Consider the following 13201-nt stretch of genomic DNA (forward strand, 5'->3'; position numbering starts at 1 on the left):
GCGCCGGCTGGCGTCCTGGCGCGGGTACTGAAACGGATACGCCGGCGCGAGGGCCGGCGAACGATGCGATACGACTGAGTTTCTTTTGGCCGCCTGCGGGCGCCGTGGCGCCTATCTTACGGCCATCGGCGACTGGAAAATCTTACCGCTTGATGCGAAATCCGGCGGCGAAATACGGTCCCGGCGGCTCCCCGACGCGGTTCATCCCACGGCGGCCGCGTCCCCGGCCCGCTCGCGGGCTGGCGGAGCCTTCATGCTCCAGGCGATTATAAGCCACAGCCCCATCGCAGCCGCGCAACCGAGAAAGACCCCGGACCGTCCCTGGTGCTGCAGCAACCAGCCCCCCAGCGCGCCGCCGAGAAACAGCCCGAGCGCCTGCATGGTGTTGTAGACACCCAGCGCAGCCCCACGCGCGGCGGCGGCGTAGCGCGACACCAGCGAGGGCTGCATCGCTTCCAAAATATTGAACGCGATGAAGAACAGCAGCAGCACGCCAACGATCGCCCACAGGCCATGGATCACCGCGAACAGCAGCTGCACCACCGTCATCAGCGCGACGGCGCCCAGCACCACGACGCGCACGCGCCCATGCCGCTCGGCGGCGATCATCGGGCCGAGCATCAGCACGAAGGACAGCAGCACGACCGGCAGATAGACCTTCCAGTGCGCATCGACCGGCAGCCCGGCACTGACCAGCATGCCCGGCACGACCATGAACATCGCCACCTGTGCCGCGTGCAGGGCCAGCACGCCGGCGTTCAAGCGTGCCAGGTCGGCGTGCAACAGCACGCGGCCGAAGGGCAGACGGTTGGCCTGCGGCGCGGGCGGCGCCGGCACCAGGAACAGCGTGACGGCGATCGCCAGCACGCCCAGCACGGACATCAGCGCGAAGATGCCCGGCATGCCGATGGTGCGCAGCAGGGGCGAGGCGATCACCAGGGACAGCGCGAAGGTGAGCCCGATGCTGCCGCCGACCATGGCCATCGCCTTGGTGCGGTTGCGCTCGCTGGTCAGGTCGGCGATGCAGGCGGTGATGGCAGCGGAGATCGCGCCCATCCCCTGCAATGCGCGCCCGATAGTGATGCCGACCAGCGTATCGGACATCGCAGCGACCGCCGCGCCGGCGACGAACAGCAGCAGCCCGCCGACCATCACCGGCTTGCGGCCAATGCGGTCGGACAGCCAGCCGAGCGGAATATGCAGGAAGGCCTGCATCAGGCCATAGATGCCCATGGCGAGGCCGATGCGCTGCGCGTCGTGACCATCGGGCAGGCCCCGCGCGTATTCCGCGAAGACCGGCAGGATCAGGAACAGCCCGAGCATGCGCAGCGCAAAGATGCTGGCCAGCGACACGCTGGCACGCAGCTCCATCGCGCTCATGCGCTGGCGGGCCGCCTTTGGCTTGGCGGCGGTCTCGCTGCTCGCGCTGTCGACTGCCTGGGAAGTGGAAGACTGGGTCGAGGGCATTGCGCTCGTGGGGCGACTGATCGGGAACGTGCGGCCGGCCATGGTGCACGGCGGGGCATCTGCCCGGCTGTTCCCTGTCCGTACTGCCTGACCGGCAGGACCGGCAGTCAGAGGGGTGGCAACCCCCGAAACCGAAGTTCGGTATATTAGCAGGTTTGCTTCCCGGCTCCGGCGGCCCTGGGCCGGGAAGCCGCAGTCAACCGCAGCAGTGCAAAGTCCCGACAAGAGCGCCAGTCAGCCCTGTGCCTCGCTGCGCCTTGCCGGGGCTGGCCATGACTGGCTGGACCCGTGCCACCGCTCGCATCGACGTGCCGGAGCGGGCCTGCGCTCGTGCCCGCGCCTCACAGGAGCCTCCGGGCGCACTTCCTGCTAATGCATCGGCCGTGGCGCCCAGGCGCCCTGGCGCCATCGAGGCGGGACCGACCGTACCGACACGGCCGGCGGCCCGTCTGGCGAAGACGAAGGGAATATGGACGAAATCCGCATCCGTGGGGCCCGCACCCACAACCTGAAGAACATCAATCTCGACCTGCCGCGCAACCGGCTGGTCGTGATCACCGGGCTGTCCGGCTCGGGCAAGTCGTCGCTCGCCTTCGACACGCTCTACGCCGAGGGGCAGCGCCGCTATGTCGAGTCGCTGTCGGCCTACGCGCGCCAGTTCCTGCAGCTGATGGAGAAGCCGGACGTCGACCTGATCGAGGGCCTGTCGCCCGCGATCTCGATCGAGCAGAAGGCCACCAGCCACAATCCGCGCTCCACGGTCGGCACGGTCACCGAGATCCACGATTACCTGCGCCTGCTCTACGCACGCGCCGGCACGCCCTATTGCCCGAATCACGATCTGCCCCTGCAGGCGCAGAGCGTGTCGCAGATGGTCGACGCCGTGCTGGCACTGCCCGAGGACACCAAGCTGATGATCCTCGCGCCGGTGGTGGCCGATCGCAAGGGCGAACATACCGACCTGTTCGAATCGATGCAGGCGCAGGGCTTCGTGCGCTTTCGCATCCGCTCGGGCGGCGGTACCGCGCACGAGGCGCAGCCGCGCGTCTACGAGGTGGACTCGCTGCCCAAGCTGAAGAAGAACGAGAAGCACTCGATCGAGGTGGTGGTCGACCGCGTCAAGGTGCGCCCGGATATCAAGCAGCGCGTGGCTGAATCGTTCGAGACCGCGCTGCGCCTGGCCGACGGCCGCGCGCTGGCGGTGGAGATCGACAGCGGCCACCAGCACCTGTTCAGCTCCAAGTTCGCCTGCCCGGTCTGCTCCTATTCGCTGCCCGAACTGGAGCCGCGGCTGTTCTCCTTCAACAACCCGATGGGCGCCTGCCCGGCTTGCGACGGTCTGGGCCAGATCACCTTCTTCGATCCGAAGCGGGTGGTGGCTTTCCCCAACCTGTCGCTGGCTTCGGGCGCGATCAAGGGCTGGGACCGCCGCAACCAGTTCTACTTCCAGATGCTGCAAAGCCTGGCGGCCTACTACGAGTTCGACCTGGACGCGGCCTTCGAGGACCTGCCCGCCGAGGTACAGCAGGTGGTGCTGCACGGCTCGGGCGAGGTGGAAATCCCCTTCACCTACATGAACGAGAAGGGTCGCACCACCACGCGCTCGCACGCCTTCGAAGGGATCATTCCGAACCTGGAGCGGCGCTACCGCGAGACGGATTCGGTTGCGGTTCGCGAGGAACTGGCCAAGTACCAGAACAACCAGGCCTGCCCGACCTGCCATGGCACCCGGCTGCGTACCGAGGCGCGGCACGTCAAGGTCGGCGAGAACGAGCAGGCCCGCGCCATCTTCGAGATCAATGGCTGGCCGCTGCGCGACGCGCTGACATGGTTCCTGACGCTGAACCTGCAGGGCGCCAAGCGCGATATCGCCGACAAGATCGTCAAGGAAATCACTGCGCGGCTGAACTTCCTGAACAACGTCGGCCTGGACTACCTGTCGCTGGAGCGCAGCGCCGATACGCTGTCCGGCGGCGAGGCCCAGCGCATCCGCCTCGCCTCGCAGATCGGCTCCGGCCTGACCGGGGTGATGTACGTCCTGGACGAACCGTCGATCGGCCTGCACCAGCGCGACAACGACCGGCTGATCGGCACGCTCAAGCATCTGCGCGATATCGGCAACTCGGTGCTGGTGGTCGAGCACGACGAGGACATGATCCGCGCCAGCGACTATGTGGTCGATATCGGGCCGGGCGCCGGCGTCCATGGCGGCCAGATCGTCGCCGAGGGCACGCCGCCGCAGATCGAGGCGTCGCCCCAGTCGCTGACGGGCCAGTATCTGTCCGGAGAGCTGACCATCGACGTGCCGAAGACGCGCGCCCAGCCGGACCCGGAACGGATGCTGCGCATCCTGAATGCGAGCGGCAACAACCTGAAGAACGTCACGGCCGAGATTCCGGTCGGCTTGCTGACTTGCGTCACCGGCGTATCGGGCTCCGGCAAGTCCACGCTGATCAACGACACCCTGTATCCCGCGGTGGCGCGGCATCTGTACAACTCGTCGGCGGAACCGGCACCGCACGACCGCATCGACGGGCTGGAGCACTTCGACAAGGTCATCAACGTCGACCAGAGCCCGATCGGCCGCACGCCGCGCTCGAACCCGGCGACCTACACCGGCCTGTTCACGCCGATCCGCGAGCTGTTCGCCGGCGTGCCGTCGGCCAAGGAGCGCGGCTACGATCCCGGCCGCTTCTCGTTCAACGTCAAGGGCGGCCGCTGCGAAGCCTGCCAGGGCGATGGCGTGCTCAAGGTCGAGATGCACTTCCTGCCCGACGTCTACGTGCCGTGCGACGTCTGCCACGGCAAGCGCTACAACCGCGAGACGCTCGAGGTGCTGTACAAGGGCAAGAGCATTTCGGAGGTGCTGGACCTGACGGTCGAGCAGGCGCACGAGTTCTTCAGCGCCGTGCCGGTGGTGCGGCGCAAGCTGCAGACGCTGCTGGACGTGGGGCTGGGCTATATCCGCCTGGGCCAGTCGGCCACCACGCTGTCCGGCGGCGAGGCCCAGCGGGTCAAGCTGTCGCTGGAGTTGTCCAAGCGCGATACCGGCCGCACGCTCTATATCCTGGACGAGCCCACCACGGGCCTGCATTTCCACGATATCGCGCTGCTGCTCAAAGTCATCCACAAGCTGCGCGACCAGGGCAACACGGTCGTCATCATCGAGCACAACCTGGACGTGATCAAGACCGCGGACTGGCTGCTGGACCTCGGTCCCGAGGGCGGCGCGGGCGGCGGCCAGATCATCGCCCGCGGCACCCCCGAGGCGGTGGCCGCCAGCAAGGCGAGCTTCACCGGCAGGTACCTGGCGCCGCTGATCGAGCGGGGCCAGGGCAAATAGCGCCCCGGCCGCGCTAGGCCTCCCGGGGCCGGCGGGCGTGCGCGTCCGCCAGCCCGGGCGCCGGCGCGGAGTCCGGCTCGCGGCGCGCGGGCTCGATCGTGACCGGCTGCAACGGGGCGGCCGCCGAGGCGGACTCCTCCTTCATCCGGCTAATGTTCAGCACGCCCGCTTCCTCCAGCACCGGGTAGGCGGTGGCGCAGAACAGCGAGTTCAGCCGCTTCAGGTCGCTGATCACGTCCAGGTGCAGCGAGCTGGTATCGATGCTCTCGATGGTCTGCGTCGCCACCCGCCGCAGATGCGTATGGGCGTACTTGCGCTCCAGTTCGCGGAAGGTCGCCTTCTCCGTCATCAGCTGCTGCGCGCTGCGCAGATCGCCGTTGAGGAACACCGACAGCCCCAGCCGCAGGTTGGCCACCAGCCGCCCGTGCATCTCGGTGATCTCCTGCATGCCGGCCTCGGAAAAGGCCAGGTTGTGGGCAATCTTTTTCTCGCGCGCGTCCATCAGGATGCGTTCGATGATGTCGGCGGCATGCTCCAGGTTGATGTTGAGCGAGATGATTTCGGTCCAGCGCCGGCCATCGCGCTCGTCCAGCGCTTCGACGCTGATGCGGGTCAGGTACAGCTTGATGGCGGTATAGAGATCGTCCACCTCGTCATCGATCCGGCAGGTCGCCGCCGCCAGCTTGGCATCGTTGGTGCGCAACACGCGCAGCATGTTGTCGAGCATCTGCTCGACGCGGTCGCCGATGCGCAGCACCTCCCGCGCGGCATTGGCCAGCGCCAGCGTGGGGGTGGTCAGCGCCGCCTGGTCCAGATGCCGTGGCGTGACCTGGCTCTCGCCGGTGTTCCGTCCGGGCAGCACCGCTTCGCACAGGCGCGCCAGCGGCGTGGTCAGGCCGATCAGCAGCACCGCCAGCACCACGTTGAACAGCATGTGGAAATTGACCACCAGCCGCTGCGGATCGGCGTCGATCATGCGCAGCAGGCCCTGGGCTTCGTCCAGCAGCGGCAGCGCCACCAGGCAGCCCAGCAGGCGCGACAGCAGGTTGCCCAGCGTCACGCGCTTGCCCGGCTGATTGTTGCCGCTGGTGGAGAGGAAGGCCGACACGCCGGAGCCCAGGTTCGCACCGAGCACCAGCGCCATTGCCACCGGCAATGCCACCACGCCGGCCGAGGCCAGCGCGCCGACGAACAGCACCACGGCCAGGCTCGAATAGGACAGCACCGTCAGGAAGGCGCCGACCAGCATGTCCAGCGCGGTATCGCCAGTCAGGCTGGCGAACAGCACCTTGACCCCGGCGGCCTCCACCACCGGACGCGTGGCATCGGAGATCAGTTCGAGCGCAAGCGTGATCAGGCCCAGGCCGATCAGCACACGGCCCACGTGACCGGGGCGGCTGCCCTTCCAGCTGAGGTGGCAGATCACGCCGACAAAGATCAGCAGCGGCGACAGCCACGACAGGTCCAGCGAAAACACCTGGACCATCAGTGCCGTGCCGACATTGGCCCCCAGCATGATGGCCAGCGCCGGTGCAACGGCGATGAGACCCTGGCTGACGAAGGAGCTGACGATTACCGCGGTGGCGTTGCTGCTTTGCACCAGGCCGGTCACGCCCAGGCCCGCCGCGAAGGCGGTGAAGCGATTGGCGACGCTGGCGCTCAGCACGTGGCGCAGGTTGGCGCCGTAGACGCGCAGCACGCCAACCTTGACGATATTCGTGCCCCAGACCAGCAGTGCGACTCCCGAGAGGAGATGAAGCAATACGCCCATGGTGGCACCTAATGGGGCCGGTACGGCGGATCAACGTCTTCTGCGGTCTTCAGTGAAGGGATGCGGTACTTGGCGGAACTGGCGGCTTTCGCCGACCTTGCGGTACTGCAAGCGCAACTGCAACGACTCGATCGCCGCCCGGCACTTGTTGTCGGATCAGGAATGAACGGCCATTATGCGCCTGCCGTCGCAGGAAGGGCAACGGCATCCGCGCGCATGGAAGGCAAAGCGCCCGCCCGCGCCAATCGCGCATCGCCCTCGCTGCATCAGTGCCCCTCGAAACGGCACACCGTGAACAGCGGCAGGCCGCTGCCCAAGAGTTGGCGCGAGCCGCCCAGCTCCGGCAGATCGACGATCGCCGCGCCCTCCACCACGATGGCGCCAAGCCGCTCCAGCAGCCGGCGCCCGGCCATCATGGTGCCGCCCGTGGCGATCAGGTCGTCGATCAGCAGCACGCGATCGCCCGGCTTGCAGGCATCGGCATGGATTTCCACGGTGGCGCTGCCGTACTCGAGCTCGTACTCCTCGGCAACGGTCTGGAAGGGCAGCTTGCCCTTCTTGCGGATCGGCACGAAACCCAGGTTCAGCTCGTAGGCAACGATGGCGCCGAGGATGAAGCCGCGCGCGTCGATGCCGGCCACCAGGTCCAGCCCCGCGTCCATATAGCGGTGCACGAATACGTCGATCAGCACCCGCAGCGTCTTCGGGTCCTGCAACAGCGGCGTGATGTCGCGAAACATCACCCCTGCCTGCGGCCAGTCGGGTACGGTGCGGATACGGTCGCGCAGATAGGTGGTGACATCGCCAAGCGGCGGCGAGGAGATGGTGTGGTCTGCCATGATCGTGCGGAGGTAGCGAAGGGCTGCGGGGATGGATAGCGTGCCGGATCGGCGCCAGGCCTGCAACAGGCGATCACGACGCGGCGCCGGCCCGGACGAAGGGCGGCACGATAGCACGACGCGCCCGGCAGCGGCACCCGGACCTACCTGAGGGCCAGCACGGCCTGCGACGCCAGCCGCCTCAGCGCTCGGTGATGCGGCGCTCGGCCGCCTCCAGCGCCTCGGGCGTGCCGCGCAGCACCACGATGTCGCCCGGCTCGAACACGGTTTCCGGCTGGGGATCGAAGGCGCGGATGCCGCGTCGCCGCACGGCCGTCACCTCGACGCCGATATGCTCCAGGCCAAGCGATCCAAGCCGCTGCCCGACCGCACTGGCATCGAGCGGCAGCGACACCGAATGCAGCCGCACGGTGTCGTGCTCGATCATGTCCTCTTCGTCGTCGCGGCCATGGAAGTAGCCACGCAGCAGGCTGTAGCGCGCATCGCGGGCCTGTTGCACGCCCCGCACCACGCGCCGCAGCGGCACCCCGAGCAGCACCAGCGCATGCGAGGCCAGCATCAGGCTGCCTTCGACGATTTCGGGCACCACTTCGGTGGCGCCAGCGCGCTGCAGCACATCGAGGTCCGCATCGTCGACGGTCCGCACGATCACCGGCAGCCCGGGCTCCAGTTCATGGACGTGGTGCAGCACCTTCAATGCCGAAGGCGTGTTGGCATAGGTGATGATCAGCGCCGCGGCCCGGTGGATGCCTGCGGCGATCAGCGCCTCGCGCCGGCCGCCATCGCCATAGACCACCGTATCGCCTGCCGCCGCGGCCTCGCGGACGCGGTCCGGGTCCAGGTCCAGCGCCACATAGCTGATCCCTTCCCGCTCCAGCATCCGCGCCAGGTTCTGCCCGTTGCGTCCGTAGCCACAGATGATCGCGTGCTTCTCGGTCTGCAGGCTCTGCGCGGCGATGCGTGTCATGTTCAGCGACTGCATCAGCCACTCGTTGGAGGCAAAGCGCAGCGAGATCGCCTCGCTGTACTGGATCAGGAAGGGCGCGGCCAGCATCGACAGCAGCATGGACGCCAGGATCACCTGGATCAGCACCGGATCGACCAGGCCCAGCGCGCCGATCTGGTTCAGCAGCACGAAACCGAACTCGCCGCCCTGGGCAAGGCCCAGGCCGGTGCGGATCGCCACGCCGGGACGCGAGCCGAACAGCCGCGCCAGCCCTGCCACCAGCAACAGCTTGAACAGCACCGGGACCACCAGCAGCAACAGCACCAGCCAGATGTGGTCGAACACCACCTGCACGTCCAGCAGCATGCCGATGGTGACGAAGAACAGCCCCAGCAGTACGTCCCGGAACGGCTTGATGTCTTCCTCCACCTGATGCCGGTACGGTGTCTCCGCGATCAGCATGCCGGCCATGAAGGCGCCCAGCGCCATCGACAGCCCCAGCCGCTCGGTCAGCGCCGCCATGCCGAGCGTGACCAGCAGCAGGTTCAGCATGAACAGTTCCTGCGAGCGGCGCGCCGCCACCACATGGAACCAGCGGCTGACCACCCGTTGCGCCAGCACGAAGATCAGCGTCAGCGCCGCGGCGATCTTGATCATCGCCAGGCCCAGCGCGGCCGGCAGTTCCGCCGGGTCGCGCGACAGCGCCGGAATCACGATCAGCAGCGGCACCACCGCGAGGTCCTGGAACAGCAGCACGCTGAAGATGTTGCGTCCGTGCTCGGTGGCCAGTTCCATCCGCTCCGACAGCATCTTGGAGACGATGGCCGTCGACGACATGGCGAAGACGCCGCCGAGCGCCAGCGACGCTTGCCAGGACAGCTCGAAGGCCCATCCCAGCAGCCAGCCGAAGGGAAGCCAGGCCAGCATGGTCAGAACCACCTGGCTGCCGCCGAGTCCGAATACCAGCCGGCGCATCGACCGCAATTTCGCCAGACTGAACTCCAGGCCGATCGTGAACATCAAAAACACGATGCCGAACTCGGCCAGGTACTTGGTCTGCTGGCTGTCCGTTGCCAGCCCCAGCGCGTGCGGGCCGATCAGGATGCCCACGGCCAGGTAGCCGAGCATCGGCGGCAGTTGCAGCATCCGGAACATCACCACGCCAAGCACGGCAGCGGCCAGCAGGACAAGAGCCAGATCGAGCGGAGAATGCATCGTGCGGTGACGGGAAAGCGGGGTGAGGGCCGGCCGAAGGCGTGAACGGCCAAGAAAAGAGCGGACCAGGGGCGCCACGGGACTGGCGCGCGGCAAGTGGCGGTACGGCGAGCGCGCCGCGCCTGGCCGATTGTCACTGGAACGCCGACGGGCCATGCAGGGTCCCGGACGCCACGGTGAATGCCACGCGGACGCCACGGCGGACGCGGCAGCGGGCCGAGGCGTCATCGCATTCATTGGTATACTTCGTCGCCATGATAGCTAATTTCAATGCCGATAGAGCACTCCAGCTCGCACGCGACACGCTTCAGATCGAAGCGCAGGCCGTCGCGTCGCTGTCGGACCGCCTGACCCAGGACTTCGCACGTGCGGTGCAGATCGTGCTGCAGTGCCGGGGCCGCGTGGTCGTGTCCGGCATCGGCAAGTCCGGCCACATCGCCCGCAAGGTCGCCGCGACGCTCGCCTCGACCGGCACGCCGGCGTTCTTCGTCCATCCGGCCGAAGCCAGCCACGGCGACCTCGGCATGGTGACGCGGGAAGATGTGGTGATTGCCTTCTCCAACTCCGGAGAGACCTCCGAGCTGCTGTCCATCATCCCGATCGTCAAGCGCATCGGCGCGCAGCTGATCTCGGTGACCGGCAATGCCGCCTCGAACCTTGCGCAGCTGGCCGACGTCCATCTGGACGCCGCCGTGGAAAAGGAAGCCTGCCCGCTGAACCTGGCGCCGACCGCCAGCACCACCGCCGCGCTGGCGCTGGGCGATGCGCTGGCCGTCGCGGTGCTCGATGCGCGCGGCTTCGGCGAGGAGGATTTCGCCCGCTCCCACCCGGGCGGCGCGCTGGGCCGCAAGCTGCTGACCCATGTGCGCGACGTCATGCGCACCGGCAACGCCGTCCCCGAGGTGCGCGAAAGCACGCCGCTGGCACAGGCGCTGATGGAAATCACCCGCAAGGGCATGGCCATGACGGCGGTGGTCGACGACGATGGGCGCGCCGTGGGCGTGTTCACGGACGGCGACCTGCGCCGCCTGCTCGAAACGCCGCGCGACTGGAAGACCGTGCCGATCGGCGAGGTCATGCATCGCGGCCCGCTGACCGTGGGGCCGGACCAGCTCGCGGTCGAGGCCGTGCAGATCATGGAGACCAACCGGATCAACCAGCTGCTGGTGACCGACGGCGAGTCGCGCCTGGTCGGCGCGCTGCACATCCACGACCTGACCCGTGCCAAGGTGATCTGACCCGCCATGCGCGATCTGATGTCCTCCCTGTCCCGCCTGGCGATGCGCCTGATGCCGCTGTTGCTGATGGCGCTGGTCGCCGGCAGCACCTTCTGGCTGGTGCAGATCAACACCCCGCGCGAGGTGTCCGACGGCGAGCGGGTCAAGCGCCACGTGCCCGACTACTACATGGACAGCTTCACCGCGACCGAGCTTGCCGAAGACGGCAGCACCAAGCTGCGCTTCACCGGCGACCGCATGGTCCACTACGAGGACGACCAGACCTACGAGGTGACGCGCCCTGCAATGCGCTCGTACGAGCCGGACCGCCCGCCGGTGACCGGTCACGCGGACGTCGGCAAGATGAACGCCGACGCCTCGGTGGTCGAGCTGTTCGGCAACGCCCGCATCATGCGCGTGCCGGGCGCCGATCCCTCCAAGGACCCGCAGATGACCGCCACGTCCAGCTACTTCCAGCTGCTGGTCAACGACGACATCGTCAAGACGAACAAGCCTGTCACGCTGACCCGGGGCCCCTCGGTGATGCACGCCAACGGGCTGGTCTTCAACAATGTCACCCGTGAGGTGGACCTGCTTGGCAACGTGCGCGGCACCATCGTGACGACGCCCCGCAACGGCGGCAACCAGTGACACCGCAGGCTGCGCGGCTCGCCCTGCCCCGGCTCGGGGCCCCGGCGCCGTTGCGCACCCCCTACTCGACCCCAGGTATTCGAACCCAGACCGCCACCGTGGCAACCATGACCTCAACATCGACGCTTCACGCTCGCCGACTGTTCACCGCCCTGCTCGCCCTGGCCAGCGGCGCCCTCGTGCTGCTTGGCTCGGCGCCCGCCCTTGCCGAGCAGGCCGACCGCGACAAGCCGCTGGTGCTGGAAGCGGACAACGCCAGCTATGACGACGTCAAGCAGGTCTACACGCTCACCGGCAACGTGGTGCTGACCAAGGGCACCATGCTGCTGAAGTCCGATGCCGCGCAGGTCCGTACCGATCCCGAGGGCTACCAGTACGCCGTTGCCACCTCCAAGGGCGAGCGGCAGGCCTATATCCGCCAGAAGCGCGACAACGTCGACGAGTACATCGACGGCTGGGGTGACCGCATCGAGTACGACGGCAAGCAGGAGATCGCCAAGCTGATCGGCAACGCCCGCATGGCGCGGCTGGCCGGTGGCAAGCAGGTGGACGAGATCCGCGGCGCGGTGCTGACCTACGACGCCCGCCACGAGTTCTATACGGCCGCCGGCGACAGCCGCAATGCGGCGCCGGGCACGCCATCCGGCCGGGTGCGCGCCGTGCTGTCGCCGCGCCAGAGCCAGGGCGGCGATGGCAACGCCAATGCGACGGGCGGCGGCGTCCAGCTGCGGCCGTCGCCGGCCCCCGCGCGCCAGTAGCCGCGCCCGTTCCTTGCTACAGCAGCATCGGGCCGTCCCGGCCCGTTTCCGTTCGACACGCCCGGCATCGACGCCCGCTCATCAGGACCGCCCCCAATATGTCCGTCGCAGACACCGTTAACGACAACGCCGCCAGCGCCACCAGCGCCGCCGTCCGCCCCGACAGCGTCCGGACCGACTCCAGCAACCTGGTGGTCCGGCACCTGAAGAAGCGCTATGGCTCGCGCACCGTGGTGCAGGATGTTTCCCTGGACGTGCGCAGCGGGGAAGTGGTCGGCCTGCTCGGCCCCAACGGCGCCGGCAAGACGACCTCCTTCTACATGATCGTCGGCCTGGTCGCGCTGGACGAAGGCGACATCATCCTGGACGACACCCACATCAGCGGACTGCCGATCCACGAGCGCGCGCGCATGGGGCTGTCATACCTGCCGCAGGAAGCCTCGGTGTTCCGCAAGCTGAACGTCGAGCAGAACGTGCGCGCCGTGCTGGAGCTGCAACGGGACCAGAACGGCAAGCCGCTGGGCAATGACGAGATCAAGCGGCGCCTGGACGGCCTGCTGGACGATCTGCAGATCAGCCACCTGCGCAACAATCCCGCGCTGTCGCTGTCGGGCGGCGAGCGGCGCCGGGTCGAAATCGCGCGTGCGCTCGCTTCCTCGCCGCGGTTCATCCTGCTGGACGAGCCGTTCGCCGGGGTGGACCCGATCGCGGTGGGTGAAATCCAGCGCATCGTCAGTTTCCTGAAGGCGCGCAATATCGGCGTGCTGATCACCGACCACAACGTGCGCGAGACGCTCGGCATCTGCGACCACGCCTACATCATCAGCGAGGGCGCGGTGCTGGCCGCGGGCGAGCCGAGGGAGATCATCGCCAACGAGTCCGTGCGCCGGGTGTACCTGGGCGAGAACTTCCGGATGTAGGTGCCGCGGGGAGAGGGGTTGGTCTTCCTCCCACCTCGCCCCGCTCACAGCCGAGCGCCCCCACCGCCACTTCG

At 67.9% G+C, this 13201-nt stretch carries 10 protein-coding genes; 5 read left to right on the top strand and 5 right to left on the bottom strand.

Features of this window, described 5'->3' with window-relative positions:
* Positions 1-201 precede the first annotated feature (201 nt).
* Positions 202-1467, bottom strand: a complete 1266-nt coding sequence (locus K6V06_RS05845; RefSeq protein ID WP_222240950.1) for an MFS transporter — start codon at positions 1465-1467, stop codon at positions 202-204.
* Between the two features lie 469 nt (positions 1468-1936).
* Between K6V06_RS05845 and uvrA the strand changes: the two genes are divergently transcribed.
* Positions 1937-4810, top strand: coding sequence for an excinuclease ABC subunit UvrA (gene uvrA, locus K6V06_RS05850; protein ID WP_222240952.1), 2874 nt, complete (start codon positions 1937-1939; stop codon positions 4808-4810).
* 13 nt (positions 4811-4823) lie between these two features.
* Here the strand turns inward: uvrA and K6V06_RS05855 are convergent, their stop codons facing one another.
* The 4 genes from K6V06_RS05855 to K6V06_RS20645 all read right to left on the bottom strand — a co-directional run bounded on the left by K6V06_RS05855 (position 4824) and on the right by K6V06_RS20645 (position 9837).
* The gene (locus K6V06_RS05855) at positions 4824-6581 is read right to left on the bottom strand and encodes a Na/Pi cotransporter family protein (RefSeq protein ID WP_222240954.1); all 1758 of its coding nucleotides are present in this window, start codon (positions 6579-6581) and stop codon (positions 4824-4826) included.
* Positions 6582-6847: 266 nt separating this feature from the next.
* Complete coding sequence (locus K6V06_RS05860; RefSeq protein ID WP_222240956.1) at positions 6848-7420, bottom strand: adenine phosphoribosyltransferase; 573 nt, start codon at positions 7418-7420, stop codon at positions 6848-6850.
* A gap of 181 nt (positions 7421-7601) precedes the next feature.
* Positions 7602-9581 (bottom strand): monovalent cation:proton antiporter family protein, encoded by a 1980-nt coding sequence (locus tag K6V06_RS05865; protein ID WP_222240958.1) that lies wholly within the window; start codon positions 9579-9581, stop codon positions 7602-7604.
* 133 nt (positions 9582-9714) lie between these two features.
* Positions 9715-9837: a hypothetical protein gene (locus K6V06_RS20645; RefSeq protein WP_255581627.1), complete on the bottom strand. Its 123-nt coding sequence runs from the start codon at positions 9835-9837 to the stop codon at positions 9715-9717.
* On the opposite strand from K6V06_RS20645, the gene K6V06_RS05870 reads away from it, so the two are divergent.
* The 4 genes from K6V06_RS05870 (at position 9836) to lptB (ending at position 13127) form a co-directional block, all read left to right on the top strand.
* The gene (locus K6V06_RS05870) at positions 9836-10819 is read left to right on the top strand and encodes an SIS domain-containing protein (protein WP_222240960.1); all 984 of its coding nucleotides are present in this window, start codon (positions 9836-9838) and stop codon (positions 10817-10819) included. The two genes, K6V06_RS20645 and K6V06_RS05870, sit on opposite strands and share 2 nt — an antisense overlap.
* Positions 10820-10825: 6 nt before the next feature.
* Entirely contained in the window at positions 10826-11449 is a 624-nt protein-coding gene (gene lptC, locus K6V06_RS05875) for an LPS export ABC transporter periplasmic protein LptC (RefSeq protein ID WP_222240961.1), read from the top strand.
* A 107-nt stretch (positions 11450-11556) separates the two neighbouring features.
* Positions 11557-12207, top strand: coding sequence for a lipopolysaccharide transport periplasmic protein LptA (gene lptA, locus K6V06_RS05880; RefSeq protein WP_222240962.1), 651 nt, complete (start codon positions 11557-11559; stop codon positions 12205-12207).
* 98 nt (positions 12208-12305) lie between these two features.
* Positions 12306-13127, top strand: a complete 822-nt coding sequence (lptB, locus tag K6V06_RS05885; RefSeq protein WP_255581628.1) for an LPS export ABC transporter ATP-binding protein — start codon at positions 12306-12308, stop codon at positions 13125-13127.
* The last annotated feature ends 74 nt before the right edge of the window (positions 13128-13201 follow it).

The sequence above is a fragment of the Cupriavidus sp. AU9028 genome (assembly GCF_019795295.1).
GTDB lineage: Bacteria > Pseudomonadota > Gammaproteobacteria > Burkholderiales > Burkholderiaceae > Cupriavidus.

What these genes read in the sequence shown, in the direction of transcription:
- K6V06_RS05855 (WP_222240954.1), bottom strand. Translation starts at nt 6,581, where the DNA reads ATGGGCGTATTGCTTCATCTCCTCTCGGGAGTCGCACTGCTGGTCTGG.
- lptC (WP_222240961.1), top strand. Translation starts at nt 10,826, where the DNA reads ATGCGCGATCTGATGTCCTCCCTGTCCCGCCTGGCGATGCGCCTGATG.
- K6V06_RS05865 (WP_222240958.1), bottom strand. Translation starts at nt 9,581, where the DNA reads ATGCATTCTCCGCTCGATCTGGCTCTTGTCCTGCTGGCCGCTGCCGTG.
- lptA (WP_222240962.1), top strand. Translation starts at nt 11,557, where the DNA reads ATGACCTCAACATCGACGCTTCACGCTCGCCGACTGTTCACCGCCCTG.
- K6V06_RS05870 (WP_222240960.1), top strand. Translation starts at nt 9,836, where the DNA reads ATGATAGCTAATTTCAATGCCGATAGAGCACTCCAGCTCGCACGCGAC.
- K6V06_RS05860 (WP_222240956.1), bottom strand. Translation starts at nt 7,420, where the DNA reads ATGGCAGACCACACCATCTCCTCGCCGCCGCTTGGCGATGTCACCACC.
- lptB (WP_255581628.1), top strand. Translation starts at nt 12,306, where the DNA reads ATGTCCGTCGCAGACACCGTTAACGACAACGCCGCCAGCGCCACCAGC.
- K6V06_RS05845 (WP_222240950.1), bottom strand. Translation starts at nt 1,467, where the DNA reads ATGCCCTCGACCCAGTCTTCCACTTCCCAGGCAGTCGACAGCGCGAGC.
- uvrA (WP_222240952.1), top strand. Translation starts at nt 1,937, where the DNA reads ATGGACGAAATCCGCATCCGTGGGGCCCGCACCCACAACCTGAAGAAC.
- K6V06_RS20645 (WP_255581627.1), bottom strand. Translation starts at nt 9,837, where the DNA reads ATGGCGACGAAGTATACCAATGAATGCGATGACGCCTCGGCCCGCTGC.